Genomic DNA, 17,430 nt, shown 5'->3' with positions numbered 1-17,430 from the left:
TGAGGTGCCCTTCCGTCTGATCCCAGAAGTTGGTCAGGACAACCGCAACCGCTCTCCGGCGAAGTACCGCGCCAGTCCCACGGCCGCGCTCGCTCGTGACGGCGGGTGGAAGGCCAGCGCGTGCACGGCCGAGGCAAGGTACGCGACGTCCGGGGACCCGATGAATGCCATTCCACCGAGGAGTTCGACGGCCTGGTGTACGACCTCGGCGAGGAGGTCCTGCGTCGCATAGCGGGCGACCAGCACCGAGGCGACAGCCTCGTCGCCGTCCAGTCCGGCTTCCATGCCCCGAGCCACTCCCTCGACCAGGCCGACCGCCGCCTCCAACCGAACCGCCAGCGCGGCGCGGGCGGACGGCTCACCCCGGCCGCCTTCGATGACGCGCTCGACCAGGGTCGCCGCCGCGCCGATGTAGGTGGAGGTCGCGAGCAACTCGAACCAGGTGAAACCGGCGGTCTGGAGGTCATCGAGGGCGTGCTGGTCCTTGGGGGTGCTCCGGATCGCCAGTTCGTCGGGAACCGCTACGTTCGCCAGCTGGACCTCGTGGCTCTGGGCGCCGGCGAGCACCGGCGTCGACCAGAAGGGGCGGACGGTGATCCCAGGCGAGTCGGCGGGGATCAGCAGCAGTGCCAACCCGACGCGCCCGTCCGGCTCGGTGATCTGGGCGCTCGCGGTCAGGATATCCATCGACCTGGCAAGGGAGCAGGGCTTCTTCGTGCCGTTCACGAGATATCCGTCGGTGGTCGGCTGGGCCACGACGGACGGTGTGAGAATGTTCTGGTCGGTTCGCCCCTCCGCCCAACCAGAGGCCATGAGCAGGCCGTCACCGGCCACGGAGGAGAGCATCCGGGTCTGGGCCGGGGTCAGCCGGTCGGCGAAACCGGCCAGCCGGAACAGCATGGCCACCGTGAAATGGTGCATGGTGGCGGCAACTCCGAGAGACGGGGAGACGGACGCCACCGCGCGCTGTGCCCGGGCAGCGTCCAACGGCCCGGCGGCTTGACCGCCGAACTCGGCCGGCGCGAGCAGACCAGCACCGGCATGCCGGCGATAGATCTCCACCACGGGACTCTCGGGCGCCTCGCGTTGCGCGAGCGCGACTTTCTCCAGTTCGTCCAGCAAACCAGGGTGGAAACGTTCGCATACCTCGCGAGCCACTGCCAAGGAACGCATCCGATATTCTCCTCGTGCCATGAATGAACGTTGTCGCGGCCATTCGTTTGACCATCTTTGCATTGCCGACCTGACCCCCTACTGACCGCCGACTGATGACGGACTGACCTCGCCCAACCCACTCTTGATTTCGAGGCGGACTCGTGGGATAACTTCAAAAATGACCTCAGCCATGACCGCGGAGAATGCCGCAATCGAGGCAATCCGGTGTTATACGCACGCCGACAATCCCAGCGGATATTTCGCGTTCAATATGGGAAACAGCTTCTTCCAGTTACCGGACGAAGCCGGCGTGATCATCTACCGGACGGTCGGTCGCTATCTGGTGCAGTTCGGCGGGCCCTTCGCGCCGCCGGCCGCGTGTGCGCGGCTGCTCGCCGGCTTCGTCGATTTCGCGGCCGATCAACGGCGTCGAATCGTGGCCGTACAGCTTCAGTCCGGCGACGTCTCGCCATACTTGCGACTCGGCTTCTCCGTGAATCAGATGGGCGCGTCCTACGCGGTGGAGTTGGCATCGTTCACATTGCAGGGCACCCGGTTCATGCGACTGCGGAACAAGATATCCCGCGCGCTGCGGTCGGGCCTGGAGATTCACGAGGCCGCGTACGCCGACTGGGTATCCGCCATCGCCGAGGTCGACAAGCTCTGGCTGAATTCCAAGGGCGAAACGGTCAAACCGTTGGAGTTCCTGGTCGGCCAGCTCGGCGGCCCCTACCAGTCACTGCGCCGTCTCTTCGTCGCGGAGCGGGACGGCGAACTGATCGGTTACATCTCGTACGCACCTGTCTTCGGATCTCGGCATGGTTGGATGCACGACCTCAGCCGACGTATTCCGGAGGCACCGCCCGGCGTCATGGAAGCGGTCAACAAGGCCGCGATCGACACGTTCATGGCCGAGGGTGTGCCGTGGCTTCATTTCGGATTCACGCCATTTACCTCGTTGCACGCTCCGGCATTTCCGGGGTCGAGCCCCGGGTTTCATTGGTTGATGAAGTATTTGTGGGAGCGGGGCGCGGATATCTATCCGGCGCAGACGCAGTACGACTACAAGGAGAAATGGGCACCGAACGCGGTGTTGCCGGAGTACGTGGCGTTCCAGGGCGGTCAGGCGAGCCTACCGGCCCTGGTGCATGTCTTCCGTGCCTGCAACGCGGTATGACGTCCAGTCGAGAGGAGCCGACGTATGACACACCCCACCGAGCACGATGAGCGGATCACGGTGCAGGGGTTGCGAGTGGTCGAGTTGTTCACCGCATGTCTGGCCGACCCCGACGACCTGTCGGCCGGCGAAGCCGCCGACCGCGCACTGGCGCAACTCGACGCCCTGCTTCGCGATGAGCCCACCGCGCACTGAACCCGCATGACCCGTCGCGTCATCCGTCCTGGCGTGGGTTCGCTCCCCACGCTGGGGCCGCTGGCTGCGAGCTGACAGACCCTGGTCCCACCGCGCCGCGATCAGCGGCGTGTGTTCCTCCCACAGCGACAGGGCGCCCTGCTTGCCCCTCACAGCACCTGCCTGGTCGAAGTGTCGAGCAGGCGGGTGCGGTCAAATCGGCAGGTGTGCGCTGAGGTTGCCGCCGGCCAGCGAACCGCTTCGCAGCGCGGGATCATGGGTGAGGATCGCCCGTTCCAGGGCACGGAGCGCCGGCGACGGATCGATGCCGAGTGTCTCCATCAGATGGCCGCGGAATCGTCGGTAGACGTTCAGCGCGTCGATCTGGCGTTCGGCCAGGTAGAGCGCGCGCATGAGCAAAATGCAGAACTGTTCATGGCTCGGATGCCGCAGATGCGCCATCGTGAGTTCGGGCAGAATCCTGACGTGTCCGCCGGAGTCGAGTTCCAGTTCGTACAGCAGCGCCAACGCCGCGTTCCGGGCCTCCAGGAAACCGATGCCCGCGTCCTGGCAGAGCCGGCCACCGGTAAGGCCGCCGAACACCGGGCCCCGCCACTGCTCGAGTGCGTCCCGCAGGTCCTGGATGTCGGCACGTAGATCCCGAGAACGCGAGTCACCGCTCCGTACGCGTAATCGAATCATTTCGACGGTGTCCGCGAACGACAGGGCGTCGAGTTCCAACCGGTCGATGGCGAGACAGTAGCCGGAGATGCTGGTCCGCACCCGCGATTCGGAGCGTTCCGGCTCGACGCTGGCGAGGTTCCGGCGTAATCGGCTGATCTGCGCCTGTAAGGCGTTCCCGACCTTGGCTGGTGGTGTCATACCCCACAGCTCGAGGATGAGTTCCTCAACCGGGACAACCGCATTCGTCGAGACCAGCAATGTGGCGAGCAAAGTCTGTTGCATCGCTCCACGTGGCCGAAGCACACCTGTCTTCGATCTCGCTTCGACAGTTCCTAGGATCGAAAAGAACATGTCTCCCCTTGGGCGAGTGCGTGCACGCCGGACGATCACGCTATCGAAGATGGCGATAGCCTGATCGTGACGTTGCGCAGGGTGATCAACGCGGACCGGCCGGAATGTGTGCCGAGCACACGGGCATCGGCGGACCCCGTGATCTGCCGCCGGCCGACCGGGTACGGTAGCCAGCAAATAGGTGACGGCATCAATTACAACGTTTCGAAAATATCGCACCCCCTCATAAGTGTCAGCGCGGATAAGAAGTGGTCCAGTCCGCCACTCTCACAGTAGCGCACAACGCGCGACTTTGTCATGACCGACCGTCGACCATCGTTGACGACTGTCATTGTGAACGGGTTTAACCCCGATTGGCATCGTTGACCGTTATGTCACAACGTTTTTGCCCATCCGGTGTCACCGTGCCAACGACGACCCCATGAGCGAGGCGGACGCGCGAAATGCCGTGGGCCGGCTGCACAGCCACCTCGGCGATCTCGACCAAGGCTGTGCGCACTGTTCCACGGCATATTCGCGCTGCTCAGACGTTTCCACGACCGCGACGATGAAGCCAGGACCCTGGACAGCCTCGGTTACATCGCCTTAGTGGCCGCGCAATTAGGTGATCGTCACGGGCGATGTACTGGTCGGGTGTTCCATCGGTACAGGGTCCAGCTTTCTCGCCTTTGTGGGCGCTCTGCCCGCGCAGGCCATGGCTGGCGAGTTCGTCGCGGGTCTTGCGTGGCGCTGGCCAGTACCCGACCCAGCGGGATGCCGTGGCCCGCCACGATCAGCGAGCGTTTCATGCCCTGCTTGCGGCGATCGACCAGGGACGAGCCGGCGACCTGTCCTGTTGGGCAACAGACATGAAAGTGGACTGAGCACCGGCAAATGTTTGTCCGGCGATGAGGTCAGGCCGGGACTAACGGGCTGCGTCCAGCGGCGAAGACGTGGCCCCCCTCTTTGGTGAAGAAGGACGTGCGGGCTTCGTAGGACTGGCCGGGCGTCGTGGGCACCGACGGGGTCACCTGGGAAGGGACCGTCGTGCCCGGCACCATGGAGCAGACCATTTGGGCCGCATCGCACAGGGTGATCCAGGTCAACAGGCCGGAGGCACCAGCAGGGACGATGTCGATCTCACTGACCTGTTCGTTGCTGATCGACACACAGACCGCCCCGACGGGCGAAGGGAGGCCGACACCGCCGAAGGCGAGGACCGTTGCACAGTCGGTAGATGCGGCCGGCGAGGCGCTCGCGGAAACGGCGGCCGACGTGCACAGGCCGGCCGCGGCCGTGCGGCGGTCACGATGCTATGGGCAACGAGCCCCATGAGTCCTCCTCCTAGGATCACGTCTTGCATTACCTGGCCAGCATGCCCGGCTCCGCGTTAGCGTTTCCTTAGTGGCGTGTGAATGGCCTGGTTATGACCGTGGTGCCAGCCACGCCCAGCACCGTCCGGCGGGCTGGCCGCGGGACCCGGTGCGCGTTGCATTCTCCTTAGAAGACTGCGCAATTTGGTGATCTTCAGGGGCGGCGTGTTGGTCGGGTGTTCCCTCGGTAGAGGGTCTGGGCGTTGCGGATCATGCCAAGTACGGTGATGATCTCGTAAAACGAAAGCAAAGTCAGTTGATCTTGTCGCGTGGCGGGGTGGATGCTGTTTTCCTTGGTGGGTAATTAGATGCGGCCTTTGGATGGGAGGATCTGAGTTCTCATGCTCTGAACTGGTGGTGTTGCTGGGTAAGGTCGCGGATCCACGCAAGCGGCGGGGGATTCGGCATCACATCGCCACGGTGCTGGCGGTGTTGGCAGGGGCGAAGAACTATCGGGAGGCCGGAGACCGGGCCGCCGACCTGCCGCAGGAGTTGTTGGTGCTGGTCGGGGTGCGACGGCGGGTCTTGTCGGGACGGTGTGTGGCGCCGAGCGCGGACACGATCCGCCGGGTGGTCGAGTCGGTGGACGCCGAGGCCGCACCCAGCGCGACAACGCGCGGCACCTGATGTCCGACAAGCACGCGGACTACGTGCTTGCCGTCAAGGGGAACCAACCGACCCTGTTGGCCCAGGTCCAAGCCGTGCCGCCGCCCGCGGCCCCGGGGTCGCAGGACTATGTGGACGAGGAGCGCGGCCACGGGCGGATCACCCGCCGGGCCATGTGGGTGACGGTGGCCGCATACGGCGTGACCAGCCTGAACACCGACCGAGCGTCCGCAAGGGACATTGGTGGCCTGGTGCGGGGTCAGTGGGGCATCGAGAACAGAATCCACTGGGTCCGTGACGTTGTCTTCGCTGAGGACCGCCAGTACGCCTATACCGGTAACGGTGCTCACGCCATGGCTATGCTCCGCAATCTGGCCATCGGCCTGATCCTCCTGGCCGCGTGATCTGCTCGGGCAGCGGACCGAGTTGGTGAGCGTGTCCAAGGTGGAGGCTGACAGTGGTGAGTCGTGCTGGTTGGCGCTGGCCGGTACCCGACCCAGCGGGATATCGAATCAGCATCGCGGATGGCCGACGACGAGCCGACCGAGGCCGGCGCGATCACGGAATCCGGATGCTGATCGAAAGCCACGTCGTCGGCGAACGGAACCTACCGGAGGTGGCGCCGCGCGCGTTTCGGCGCGGTCATTCGGTGGCCGGCCGCGGTTTCGGCAGCCACTGCGCCAGTACGGCCAGGAGCAGGACCGGGACGGCCAGAACGGCCAGACTGATCTGGAACGCGGTGGCGAAGCCGGCGTGTCCGGTCGAGCCGATCAGGTTGAAGAACACGACGCCGACGATGGCCACGCCCAGGGCGTTGCCACCTTCCTCGGCGGTCGACAGCACGCCGGCCACGGCCGCCGCGTGATCCGGGTGGACGCCGGCCAGCACCAACGGTGTCATCGGCATCAAGACCAGGCCCATGCCCCAACCGGCGATGAACATGCCGAGGAGCGCCCAGGAGATCGGCCCGGTGGTGCCGATCACGGCGACTGCCGCGATGATCAGGCCGTAGCCCGCCGCGATGAGCACGCCGCCGAGGGCCAGGACCTGGCGACCCATGCGCTGCGCGAACCAGTCCGCCACCACGCAGGCGATGAGGTAGCCGAGGCCGACGGCACCGAAGACGGATCCGGCGGCCATAGCCGACAGGCCGTGCCCTTCCTGCAGATACAGGGCGAGGACCAGGAAGAAGGAGGCCATCGAACAGAAATAGAGCAGGTTCATCAGCACGCCGACGCTGAACGCGCGTTCGCGGAACAGCGACAGCGAAATCAGCGGGGCGCGGCCACCGCGCTCGCGTCGGGACTGTTGGAACAGAAATCCGGCCAACAACGGAACCGAGGCGATCAGGAGTGCCCAGGACCACACCGGCCAGCCCGCCTGCCGGCCCTCGATCAGCGGCAGCACCACAGCGACGAGACCGGCGGAGACCAGCAGGGTACCGAACAGATCCAGGCCGGCAGTGCCACCACCACGTGATTCGGGCACGACCCTGCGCATCGCGGCCAGCGCGACGAGTCCAATGGGGACGTTGATCAGGAAGATGGAACGCCAGCCGAGACCGGCGATGTCGAGGTCGGTGAGGGCACCGCCGATGAGTTGGCCGAACGTGCCGCCGAAGCCGATGGCCAGCGCGAAAGCGGTGAACGCGCGCACCCGCTGGGCACCGGTGAACGTGATGTTCAGGATGGCCAGGATCTGCGGGGACATCAGGGCGGCGGCGACGCCCTGCGCGATGCGGGCGGCGATCAGTACCCCCGGGTTGGGGGCGAAGCCGCAGGTGGCGGAGGCCAGTGTGAACAACACCATGCCGGTGATGAGCATCCGGCGGCGGCCGTACAGGTCGCCGAGGCGTCCGCCGGTGATCATGACGGCGGCGTACGCGAGTCCGAACCCGGCGACGATGAACTGGATGTCGGCCGAGGTGGCGTGCAGTTCGGTCTGGGTTGCCGGGATGGCGACGTTGACGATGAAGAAGTCCAACGTGATCATGAACATACCCGCGAGGGCGACGAGCAGGGTGCTCCACGCGAACCGCTCCGGCGGTTGCCCGGTGAGGTCCCCGTCGGGTTGACCCGCGACGGTGGTTCCGGTGGTCATGGTGGTTCTCCTGGGTTCGGTCCTGGCCGCATCCGAGGATGGCGGGTACGAACGATCGCCTGTAGTCGGTCAGCGGTACCGGCGCTGCGGGAAATCGTGGATCAGTATTGGTTCCCGATGCTGATGCGCGGCTGACGTGACGAACGGCGAGGACGTTGTTGTCCTCGCCGTCGAGTTCCCACTCCGGCACGTAAGTCAGTCCTCGATCAGCCAGGCGTCAGCGCGGGGCTGCTTGTATCAGGTCATGAGCATTGCTCGGCAACTCCGGAGGGAGTCCCGGACAGAGCGTCGTGACACGTTGGAGGAACTGATCGTGGCACATATGCGCGAGGTACTCCAGATGGGTGACGACGAAGAACTGTTCGTCGACCGCAGCTACTTCGATCTCGGTTTCACCTCGCTGAAACTCACCGACGTTCGGGAGTACCTGCAGAAATTGCTCGACGTGCGCATTGACGCGACCGTCCTTTTCAACGAGCCGACCGTCGAGCATCTGGTCGAGCATCTGGCCGACGTGCTCTCGGACGCCACACACGATCGGGAGGTAACCGATGCCGCGTGAACGTGAGCCGATCGCCATCGTCGGCATCGGGGTGCGGGCGCCCGGTGGCAGTGAGTCGCCGGAGGAGTTCGCGGACTTCCTGTTGGCCGGCCGATCCGGTATCCGGCCGATTCCGGAGGATCGCTGGGACGTCGAGGCGTTCCAGGCCAAGAACAAGGACGAGAAGGGCAAGATCACAGCGCACGCCGTCGGTTTCCTGGATCGCATCGACGAATTCGACGCGCCGTTCTTCAACATATCGCCGAAAGAGGCGCAGTTCGTCGATCCGCAGCAGCGCATGGTGCTGGAGACGGCGTGGCAGGCACTGGAGCACGCGGGTATCGACCCGACCGTGTTGCGGCGCAGCAACGGCGGCGTCTACATCGGCGCGAGCTCGTTCGACTACGCGCTGGCCCTGGACGATCTGGCCTACGCCGACATGGACGGCCTGATGGCCTCCGGCATCCCCATGTTCCCGATCTCCGGGCGGTTGTCCTACTTCCTCGGCCTGCGCGGACCGAGCGTCAACGTGGACACCGCGTGCTCGTCGTCGTTGAGCGCGCTGCACTTCGCGGTCGAGGGGCTGCGCTCCGGCGAGTGCGACATCGCACTCTGCGGCGGGGTCAACGCACTGCACGACCCCAGGATCATGGTGATGTTCTCGAACGGCCAGATGCTGGCAGAAGACGGTCGCTGCAAGACGTTCGACGAATCCGCCGACGGCTACTCGCGGGCGGAAGGCTGCGGGATCGTGGTGCTGAAGAAGCTGTCCGACGCCCAACGCGACGGCGACACCGTGTACGCGATCGTGCGGGGCACGGCGATCGGACAGGACGGCGACAGCGCCGGTCTGACGGTGCCCAACGGGCCGGCCCAGGAGCTGGTGTTCCACGCCGCGCTGGAGGCGGCCGGGCTCAAGCCCGGCGACATCCAGTACGTCGAGGCGCACGGTACCGGCACGCCGCTGGGCGACCCGATCGAGTTCGGCGCCATCGGCAACGTGTTCGCCGAATCGCACACCCGCGAGGAGCCGTTGCTGGTCGCCTCGGTCAAGACCAACATCGGTCACATGGAGCCGGCGGCTGGAATCATCGGCGTCATCAAGACCGTGTTGCAACTGCAGGCGCGCACGATCTACCCGCACCTGAACCTGGAAACGCCGTCCCGACGCATTCCATGGAGTTCCTATCCGCTGACGGTGCCGACCGAACCGCGACCGTGGGACGCGCCGGTCCGGCGGGCCTTGGTCAACGCCTTCGGTTTCGCCGGCACGATCGCCGCCACGGTCCTGGAACAGGCACCGGAAACCGACACGGAGGAGTCCGCCCCGCCGACCGAGCCCGGCACCACCGTGTTCACCCTGTCCGGGAAGAACTCCGCGGGACTGCGCCGGCAGGCCCAGCGTTACCAGGAATTCCTCGACAAGAACCCGGACATCGACGTCGCGGACCTGTGCCACTCGATCCAGACCACCCGCGCCCACCTGCCCCATCGGCTGGCCGGTGTCGTACGCGACCAGGCCGACATCGGCAAGCTGCTGGCTTCGGCGACGGCCGAGGGTGCCACCTCCAGCGGCTCCTCGATCCGCAAGATCGCGTTCCTGTTCGGCGGCCAGGGCAGCCAGTACCCGGGGATGGGAGCCGCGCTCTACCAGCGTTATCCGGTGTTTCGTGCGCAGGTCGACGCGTGTGCGGAGTTGTTCGAGCCGTACCTGGACACTTCGGTGCGGGCGGTGATGTTCGGTGCGGCCGCCGATCCCGCCCTGCTCGACCGGACCGACTACACCCAGCCGGCGTTGTTCACGCTGGAATTCGCCCTGGCCAAGCTGTGGATGTCCTGGGGTGTGCGGCCCAACGTGCTCCTCGGTCACAGCATCGGCGAGGTCACCGCGGCCGCGATCGGCGGTGTGCTCGACCTTCCCGACGCCGTTCGGCTGGTGGCGACCAGGGGGCGCCTGATGCAGTCGGTCCGAGCCAAGGGCGGCATGCTCGCGGTGACCGCGACGAAGGACGTGCTGGCCAGGGAGCTGGCGGATTTCCCCGGTCTCGCCCTTGCCGCGGTGAACTCGCCGGAGCAGTGCGTGGCCTCCGGCGATATGGACCAACTCGACGCGCTCGCCGAACGGCTGCGGCAGTCGGGTGTGGCCGTGGACCGGCTGACCGTGTCGCACGCCTTCCACTCCGAACACATGGCCGAGGTGTTCGAGGAGTTCCGGGCGGCGATCTCGGACATCACCTTCCGGCCCCCGACGATTCCGATCGTGTCCAACGTGACCGGCGCGGTGGCCCGCTTCGCCGAGATCGGCACGCCGGACTACTGGGTGCGGCACATCGGTGCGCCGGTGCTGTTCATGGCCGGTGTTCGCGCGATCGAACGCCGCGGCCGGCACGCCTTCGTCGAAGTCGGTCCGTCCGCCGCGTTGACCGCCATGGCGCGACGCAGCGCGGAGGTGGGGGAGCATCACTGGGTGCCCAGCCTGCGTCGCCGCGACCCGGGCGGCGACACCACACTGCGCGGCCTGGCCGAGCTGTACGTCGCCGGTGTGGGCGTCCAGTGGCCACAGCTGCATGAGGGGCTGCGGCGGCGGCGGATCGCGCTGCCGACCTACGCCTTCGAACGCAAGCGCTACTGGTTGCCGGTTACCAAACGCCGGTCGATGGTGGCAACGGCGACCGACCATCCGCTGCTCGGCCGGGAACAGGACGGCGACGGTGAGGTGCGCGAGTTCGCCGCGGACTATTCGGCCCAGGACTCCGAGTTCCTGGTCGGCCACGTGCTCGACGGCCAATGGGTACTTCCCTGCTCGGCCTACCTCGAACTGCTGTTCGCGCTGCAGGACCGACTCTTCGGGGAAACCCGGCTGACCATCGCCGATCTCGCGGTGCGGCACCCGCTGCAACTGGACGCTGACGGTGTCACGACGATGCACACCCAGGCCCGGACCCGGCCCGACGGTGTCGATGTCGAACTGACCGACGGCGAGCAGGTGCTGGCCACCGCGTCGCTGGGCGACGCCGACGGCGCCGGAGTGAACCCACGGTTGCGCACGCTGGCCCGGTCGCCGGGACCGGTGCTCGACGTGATCACCGCCGAGGACCTGTACACCGACTTCGAGTCGGTGGGCCGCGCGTACGGTCAGCGGTACCGGTTGCTGGACTCGGTCACCAGCCATGCGGACGGCGTGATCACCGCGGAACTGGCCAATCGCGTCGCCGGCGTGGCCGAACATCTCCCGGTCGAAGTGTTGGACGGCGTCCTGCAGGCGGTTGTCGCGCTGGACCAGGACGGCCCGGACCTGCGACCGACGAAGTTCGCCGAGGTACGACTGCTCCGTAAGCCGCGCGGCGGCAGACTGCGCGTGGTGGCCGCAGTCGAGGTCACCGGACCGGACACGCGCCGCGCCGACGTGCTGCTGCTGGACGGGGAAGCGCCGATCGCCGAACTGCTCGGCGTCTGTTTCGCCCGGCCCGGCGCACCGGAGCGGCGACCCGCCTTCCTGCACCGGCAGTCCTGGCTCCGCCACCGCGCGACGCCCGGACCGGACCGCCCCCGACATGTGCTGGTCATCGGCGGCGATCGCGACCGGGTCGCCGAGTCGGTCGACGACGCGAACATCCGGATCAGCACGCTGGCCGACGAAGCCGAACTCGCCACGTCCCTGGCCGACGCGAACGTCACCGACGTCTGCTGGTTCTGGCGGTCCGGCGACGAACCGGACTCGGCATCCCGGTTCGCCGCCGAATGGGAGGACAACTACCGTCGTCTGCTCACGGTGGTTCCGACGGTCGCGTCGATCCTCTCGGACACCCCTCGGCTCTGGCTGGTCACCCGACGAGCGCAGTGGCTGCCGGGGGACCGGCCCGGCACCGGCGAAACACTCGGCGCCAGCAGCCTGTGGGGCTTCGGTCGTACGTTGCTGACCGAATATCCCAAGCTGCGCGTCACGCTGGTCGACCTCCCCGGCGACGGCGACCTCGCCGGCCTTGTCGACGAGTGGCGTGCCGCGGACGCTGGCGAATTCCAGATCGCCCACCGCGACGGCCGGCGCTACGTGCGGCGCCTGCTGCCCGGCGCCGCGACGCCGGCCTGGCCGGGCGACTACGCGGTGTCCGTCTCGGCCGAGACCGGCCGGCCCCGGCTGACCGCCGATACCGAGACCGCCGACACCGAGCCCGGACCGGGCGAGCTACGCATCCGGGTGCGGGGGGCCGCGCTGGACAGCGACAATCTCACCCCAGCCGGGTCAGTCATCGGCGGATGCTGTGCCGGCACGGTGATCGCGGTCGGCACCGGCACCGAGTTCTCCGTCGGCGACGACGTGCTGGCCTACGGCCGCGGCACTCTGCGCGGCACCATCACCATCCCCGCCGACACGGCGTTTCCCGCGCCGGCCGGGGTGCCGCTCGACGCCGCCACCGCCCGACTGTCCGCGGGCCCCACACCGAACTCGGCATCGACCAACGGCGCGCGGGCGGCCTCGATTCTCTACCGGGGCCAACTGCCGGCCGTGCCGTTCACGGCGTACTCGCTGGACGAGCTCGACGAGGCGCTGGCCGCCGTCCGGGACGGCGACACGGGCCAGGTCGTGGTGACCCTGCCCGCCGAACCCTCGGCCGGGCAGATCCCGCCCGCCGTGGCCCCGGTCCGACCCGACCGCGTCTACCTGGTCACCGGTGGCCTTGGCGGACTCGGCCTGGTCACCGCCGAGCACCTCGTCGAGCGGGGCGCCCGGCACCTGATGCTCGCCAGCCGCAGCGGCACACCGAGGTCGGCCGACGTCGACCGAATCGCCGCACTGCGGGCCCGTGCGGACGTCACGCTGGCTCGGGCCGATGTCGGCGCCGCCGAGGACATCGCCGCGGTGTTCGCCGACATCCGTCGCGGCGGGGTGCCGCTCGGTGGCATCGTGCACGCCGCGGGTATCGGTTCGGCCTCGCTGATCGCGGCGATGAGCTGGACCGACATCGAGGCCCAACTGCGCGCCCAAGCCCAGGGCGGCTGGCTGCTCCACGAGGCCAGCCTCGGTCACCCGGACCTCGACTTCTTCGTCGTCTACTCCTCGATCGCCCCGTTGATCGGCGGGGCCACCCAGGCGCACTACGCGGCCGCGTTCGCCTTCCTCGACGGACTCGTGGCCTGGCGGGCACGACAGGGTCTACCCGCGCTCTCCGTCAACTGGGGCGCCTGGGCACGGGTGGGCCTTTCGGCGCGGCTGGATGTCAGTCTGGCCAAGCAGATGGTGCGCTCCGGCATCCTGTTCTTCTCGCCGTCCCGCGCGTTGCGTACCCTGGACGCGTTGCTGGCCAACGGATCGGTCCAAGTCGCGGTTGGACAGTGGGACTGGGCCAGTCACGTCGGTGGCAGCGTACTCGACGATGCCCTCTACACCGGGCTGGTCGAGGACACCGATGCCGGCGAGGCCAGTCTGGACGTCGCGGCGCTGGTGGGCCTCGCCCGCCCCGAGCTGATCAAGGCGATCGAGACGGTTGTGCTCACCGGAGTCGCCGCAGCTCTGCGCGCCGACGACGGTGTCGACCTGGATGACGAATTCCTCACGCTCGGGCTGGACTCGCTCATGGCGCTGGAGCTGCGCACCGGCCTGGAAACCGCGTTCAAGGTGCCATTGCCGGCATCGCTGACCTTCGACAACCCATCACCGCGCCGGGTCGTGGAATTCCTCGAAGCGCAACTCGCGCCGGCCGGACCGCAGGGCTGACCCAACCGACAACGACCCGGAGGTGATCATGCTGGACGATCCGTCGTGGACGCTGATGGCGGCGTGCGCCGCCCACGCACGGTCCCGACCCACGCATCCGGCGGTAGTCTGCGAGGACCGTAGTGTCGACTACGCCTGGATACACCGCACTAGCAATCGGGCCGCGCACGCCCTGCTGACCGACGGCGTGCGCCGCGGCGACCGGGTGGCCTACCTCGGTCTGGAATCCGAGTACTACTTCACGCTCTTCCTGGCCTGCGCCAAGGTCGGTGCGGTGATGGTGCCGATCAACTGGCGGCTCACCGCCCGCGAAGTGGCGCATATCCTGCGCGACTCCGGCGCGGTCGAGCTGTTCGTCGAGACGCGTTTCCAGGAAACGGCCGAGGTCCTCGCGCCGGAGCTGCCGGCGCTGCACCACACGGTGCGAACGGACCGGGCGGGCGATCCCGACCCCGGCGCCGGCCTGTTCGACTGGTGGCGGGATCACCCCGAGGACGACCTCGATCCCGGCACCGGCCCGGGCGACGCGGTGGTCCAGATCTACACCAGCGGCACCACCGGCCTGCCCAAGGGCGCGGTCATCTCGCACCGCGCGTTCTTCACCCTGCCCGCCGCCATGCGGGCCGCGGGTAAGGAGTGGATCGACTGGCGTCCCGAGGACGTCAGCCTCATCTCGCTGCCCGGACTGGGGACGGCCGGTATCGGCTGGTTCTTCCTCGGGTTCGGCCACGGACTCACCAACGTGGTGATGCGGATGTTCCTCGCCCAGGAAGCCGTGCGGCTCATCCGGGAAAAGCGGGTGACCACGACCTTCATCGCACCGTCGATGTTGCACCTGATCCTGGACGAGCCCGACGCGAGTCCTGCGGCGTTCACCTCGATGCGCAAGATCGTCTACGGCGGTGCCCCGATGCCTGCCAACCTGATGCTGCGCTGCCTCGAGATGTTCGACTGCGAGTTCGCCCAGATCTACGCCAGCACGGAGTGCGGTGCCGCCGCGGTGTGCCTGCCACCGGAGGATCACCGGCCCGGCCCGCTGCTGCGGTCGGCCGGACGGGCCTGCCCCGGCAACGAGTTGAAGATCGTCGACGGCACCGGCCGCACGGTGCCACCCGGCGTGATCGGCCAGGTCTGCGTGCGGACGCCGGCGGTGATGTTGGGCTACTGGAACCTGCCGGAGGCCAACCGCAGGACCCTCGTCGACGGCTGGCTGCACATGGGCGACAACGGATACGTCGACGAGCAGGGTTACCTGTTCGTCGGGGATCGCATCAACGACACGATCATCGTCGCCGGGCAGAACGTCTATCCGGCCGAGATCGAGCTGCAACTGGCCGAACATCCCTCGGTCCGCGACGTGGCCGTGGTCGGTGTGCCCGACGAGAAGTGGGGCGAACTGGTCCACTGCTGTGTCGTCGCGTTACCCGGTACCACGCCGAGCCCTCGCGAACTCACGTTGTTCCTGCGTGGTCGCCTGGCCGACTACAAGATCCCGTCCACATACCACTTCGTACCCACACTCGACCGCAACCCGGCCGGGAAGGTTCTGCGCCGGACCATCCGGGAACGGCTATTGGCACAACAGCAACTTCAGGGAGTTTTGAGCAATGACTAGCGCGATTGTCGAGAAGGTATCGGCGGCCGGTCAATGGTTCCACCCGGCCGAGGCCAACCCGGATGCCCGCGTGCGGCTGCTGATGTTCCCGCACGCCGGCAGCGGCGCCATCATCTACCGCGACTGGTCCGACCTGCTGCCCGACTTCGTCAGCGGCCAGGCGGTCACCCTGCCCGGCCGGCAGGAGCGCCGCGACGAGGCCGCCTACACCGAGTGGGACGCGCTGGTCGACGGCTTGTACGAAGCCGTCCTGGCCGAGTTGGACGAGCGGCCCTTCGCGTTCTTCGGACACTGCCTCGGCGCGCAGCTGGCCTACCAGCTGTCGGTGCGGATGGCGGACGAACACCTGCCGACGCCGTTGTTGATGGGAATGTCCGGCTGGGCGCCGAAGGGTTTCTACACTCCGTCCGAGGCGGACCTCAACATGCCCGAGGACGAGGTGGTCGGCTGGATCAAGCGACTGGGCTCCTTCCCGGCCGAGATCTACGACAACCCGGAGATGCTCGCGATGGTCCTACCCGCGCTGCGCGCCGATCTCTCCGTGTCCTCCCAGCGGGTGGACCACGACTCGCTCGTGCCGTGCCCGATGATCTCCTATGGTGGCATGAGCGATCCGCTGCGGGAGGAGCCGGACGCGTTCGAGTCCTGGGTACCCCGCAGCCCGCAGTACCTCGGACATCGTGAGTACCCCGGCGGTCACTTCTTCATTGACCGGTACGCCGCCGCCGTGACGCAGGACTTCTGCGACAACCTCTACCGATTGGAGGAGAAGGCGCGCGCGTGAACCGCATGCGAACGGCGCCCGGTCTCGGAGACCGGGCGCCGTTCCCATGCGCGGAAAGCCGAATACCGGGGTCTCCGCGTGTGCGGAGACCCCGGGGTTGGCGGCACCTGGCCGGCCCGTCAGTAATAGGCGGAGAGGGCAGGATTCGAACCTGCGTGGGCTACTGGAGCCCTGCCGAGCCCGAAGGCCGGCCCCGTTAGGCCGCTGCGGAACCTCTCCTCGCCGGCGACGGCTCCGGTTTTCCGTCTCCATCGCCCGCTGTACTAATGATGACAGACCGTGCTGATCGCGGACTGACATCGTGCTGACCCGGCCTGACGGTTTCCTGGGGCGGTGCCCGCGGTCATTGTCAGTTCCGAGTCAGTACCGTCGTGGCAGTGTGGGCCTACGACGGTGTTGCGCTTGGACGGAGGAATTGAACGATGTCATCGACCCAGGTCCAGGAAGTTTCGGAAGGGTTGCGCACCAAAGGTTATGCACTGGTGTCGGCCGACCGGCTCGACATCGACCCTGAGCTTCGGCGATACGAGGCCGAACTGGCCCAGGAATGGGAGCGACTGGAGACCGACCGATACCTCAAGGACGGTGGCAGGTTCCGGGAGCGGCGTTACGATCGTTTTGTGTTCCGGCCGAGCACCGGCGAGTCGCGGCTGCGCGCACACGTCCCGTACTACCAGTCGGACGACGCCAACGAATACGCCGGCGGAATTCAACGTGAAGTCGCGCCGCTCGCCGATTCGACGCTCGCCAATCCGCTGTTGCAGGCGCTCATCCCGTTCGACTTCGCGAGGTTCCCGGTCGCGCCCGAACTGCTCGCCGACACCTGGGACGTCCAGTGTCATCAGTTCCGCATCATCGGACTTCCCGGCGAACTCGGCGACCCCACCCCGGAGGGGCCCCATCGCGACGAGGTCGACTTCGGCGCCATCCACCTGATGCACCGAGGGAACGCGCAGGGTGGCGAGTCCCAGGTCTACACCGCCGACAAGGAGCTCGTCGCCGAGTTTCGCCTCGAGTCCCGAATGGACACGATGTACTGGGCCGACGAGAAGATACTCCACGCGGTGCGCCCGATCACCGCGATCGACCGCGACCAGGCGGCCATCCGTGACGTGCTGATCCTGGGTTACCGGCACGCGCCGGAACTCGCCGGCGAACTCGGTTCCTGAGCCGGC

General features: G+C 67.3%; 13 protein-coding genes, 1 tRNA gene and 1 pseudogene. 9 read left to right on the top strand and 6 right to left on the bottom strand.

Features of this window, described 5'->3' with window-relative positions:
- Positions 1-33 precede the first annotated feature (33 nt).
- On the bottom strand, positions 34-1,173 hold the full coding sequence (locus tag EV192_RS13690) for an acyl-CoA dehydrogenase family protein (protein ID WP_132114967.1): 1,140 nt from the start codon (positions 1,171-1,173) through the stop codon (positions 34-36).
- Positions 1,174-1,345: 172 nt separating this feature from the next.
- Between EV192_RS13690 and EV192_RS13685 the strand changes: the two genes are divergently transcribed.
- Positions 1,346-2,332: a bifunctional lysylphosphatidylglycerol flippase/synthetase MprF gene (locus EV192_RS13685; RefSeq protein ID WP_207926015.1), complete on the top strand. Its 987-nt coding sequence runs from the start codon at positions 1,346-1,348 to the stop codon at positions 2,330-2,332.
- Between the two features lie 24 nt (positions 2,333-2,356).
- A complete protein-coding gene (locus tag EV192_RS53775) occupies positions 2,357-2,527 on the top strand; it encodes a hypothetical protein (protein WP_165960369.1) in 171 nt (56 codons plus the stop codon).
- Positions 2,528-2,719: 192 nt separating this feature from the next.
- Here the strand turns inward: EV192_RS53775 and EV192_RS13680 are convergent, their stop codons facing one another.
- From EV192_RS13680 to EV192_RS13675, 3 genes and pseudogenes are all read right to left on the bottom strand, one after another.
- Positions 2,720-3,472 carry an AfsR/SARP family transcriptional regulator gene (locus tag EV192_RS13680; protein ID WP_207926014.1) on the bottom strand — a complete coding sequence of 251 codons (753 nt, stop codon included), beginning with the start codon at positions 3,470-3,472 and terminating at the stop codon, positions 2,720-2,722.
- Between the two features lie 794 nt (positions 3,473-4,266).
- Positions 4,267-4,374, bottom strand: a pseudogene (locus EV192_RS55695) (IS5/IS1182 family transposase); the annotation flags it as partial.
- Between the two features lie 60 nt (positions 4,375-4,434).
- A complete protein-coding gene (locus EV192_RS13675) occupies positions 4,435-4,689 on the bottom strand; it encodes a hypothetical protein (RefSeq protein WP_132114961.1) in 255 nt (84 codons plus the stop codon).
- Positions 4,690-5,247: 558 nt separating this feature from the next.
- Between EV192_RS13675 and EV192_RS13670 the strand changes: the two genes are divergently transcribed.
- Both EV192_RS13670 and EV192_RS13665 read left to right on the top strand, forming a co-directional pair.
- The gene (locus EV192_RS13670; protein WP_165960368.1) at positions 5,248-5,520 is read left to right on the top strand and encodes a transposase family protein; all 273 of its coding nucleotides are present in this window, start codon (positions 5,248-5,250) and stop codon (positions 5,518-5,520) included.
- A complete protein-coding gene (locus EV192_RS13665) occupies positions 5,520-5,903 on the top strand; it encodes a transposase (protein WP_132114957.1) in 384 nt (127 codons plus the stop codon). The genes EV192_RS13670 and EV192_RS13665 overlap by 1 nt, the downstream gene beginning before the upstream one ends.
- Positions 5,904-6,141: 238 nt before the next feature.
- Here the strand turns inward: EV192_RS13665 and EV192_RS13660 are convergent, their stop codons facing one another.
- Positions 6,142-7,599: an MFS transporter gene (locus tag EV192_RS13660; RefSeq protein WP_132114955.1), complete on the bottom strand. Its 1,458-nt coding sequence runs from the start codon at positions 7,597-7,599 to the stop codon at positions 6,142-6,144.
- 244 nt (positions 7,600-7,843) lie between these two features.
- Here EV192_RS13660 and EV192_RS13655 point away from each other — a divergent pair, with 244 nt between their 5' ends.
- Genes EV192_RS13655 through EV192_RS13640 form a run of 4 tightly spaced genes read left to right on the top strand, consistent with a single transcriptional unit; the run spans position 7,844 to position 16,255 of the window.
- A complete protein-coding gene (locus tag EV192_RS13655) occupies positions 7,844-8,161 on the top strand; it encodes an acyl carrier protein (protein WP_132115374.1) in 318 nt (105 codons plus the stop codon).
- A complete protein-coding gene (locus EV192_RS13650; RefSeq protein WP_132114953.1) occupies positions 8,151-13,856 on the top strand; it encodes a type I polyketide synthase in 5,706 nt (1,901 codons plus the stop codon). The genes EV192_RS13655 and EV192_RS13650 overlap by 11 nt, the downstream gene beginning before the upstream one ends.
- A gap of 28 nt (positions 13,857-13,884) precedes the next feature.
- A complete protein-coding gene (locus EV192_RS13645) occupies positions 13,885-15,471 on the top strand; it encodes a long-chain-fatty-acid--CoA ligase (protein WP_132114950.1) in 1,587 nt (528 codons plus the stop codon).
- Entirely contained in the window at positions 15,464-16,255 is a 792-nt protein-coding gene (locus EV192_RS13640; protein WP_132114948.1) for a thioesterase II family protein, read from the top strand. The genes EV192_RS13645 and EV192_RS13640 overlap by 8 nt, the downstream gene beginning before the upstream one ends.
- Before the next feature lie 130 nt (positions 16,256-16,385).
- Here the strand turns inward: EV192_RS13640 and EV192_RS13635 are convergent.
- Positions 16,386-16,474, bottom strand: a tRNA-Arg gene (locus tag EV192_RS13635).
- Between the two features lie 203 nt (positions 16,475-16,677).
- Between EV192_RS13635 and EV192_RS13630 the strand changes: the two genes are divergently transcribed.
- The gene (locus EV192_RS13630) at positions 16,678-17,424 is read left to right on the top strand and encodes a 2OG-Fe dioxygenase family protein (RefSeq protein ID WP_132114946.1); all 747 of its coding nucleotides are present in this window, start codon (positions 16,678-16,680) and stop codon (positions 17,422-17,424) included.
- Positions 17,425-17,430 lie beyond the last annotated feature (6 nt).

The organism is Actinocrispum wychmicini, assembly GCF_004345645.1.
Taxonomy (GTDB): Bacteria; Actinomycetota; Actinomycetes; order Mycobacteriales; family Pseudonocardiaceae; genus Kibdelosporangium; species Kibdelosporangium wychmicini.
Note: the sequence above shows the minus strand (reverse complement) of the source record. Positions and strands in the feature narration are given on the sequence as shown.

Coding starts and splice junctions, on each gene's coding strand:
- EV192_RS13645 (WP_132114950.1), top strand. CDS start 13,885: ATGCTGGACGATCCGTCGTGGACGCTGATGGCGGCGTGCGCCGCCCAC.
- EV192_RS13655 (WP_132115374.1), top strand. CDS start 7,844: ATGAGCATTGCTCGGCAACTCCGGAGGGAGTCCCGGACAGAGCGTCGT.
- EV192_RS13650 (WP_132114953.1), top strand. CDS start 8,151: ATGCCGCGTGAACGTGAGCCGATCGCCATCGTCGGCATCGGGGTGCGG.
- EV192_RS13690 (WP_132114967.1), bottom strand. CDS start 1,173: ATGCGTTCCTTGGCAGTGGCTCGCGAGGTATGCGAACGTTTCCACCCT.
- EV192_RS13660 (WP_132114955.1), bottom strand. CDS start 7,599: ATGACCACCGGAACCACCGTCGCGGGTCAACCCGACGGGGACCTCACC.
- EV192_RS53775 (WP_165960369.1), top strand. CDS start 2,357: ATGACACACCCCACCGAGCACGATGAGCGGATCACGGTGCAGGGGTTG.
- EV192_RS13680 (WP_207926014.1), bottom strand. CDS start 3,472: ATGCAACAGACTTTGCTCGCCACATTGCTGGTCTCGACGAATGCGGTT.
- EV192_RS13665 (WP_132114957.1), top strand. CDS start 5,520: ATGTCCGACAAGCACGCGGACTACGTGCTTGCCGTCAAGGGGAACCAA.
- EV192_RS13630 (WP_132114946.1), top strand. CDS start 16,678: ATGTCATCGACCCAGGTCCAGGAAGTTTCGGAAGGGTTGCGCACCAAA.
- EV192_RS13685 (WP_207926015.1), top strand. CDS start 1,346: ATGACCGCGGAGAATGCCGCAATCGAGGCAATCCGGTGTTATACGCAC.
- EV192_RS13640 (WP_132114948.1), top strand. CDS start 15,464: ATGACTAGCGCGATTGTCGAGAAGGTATCGGCGGCCGGTCAATGGTTC.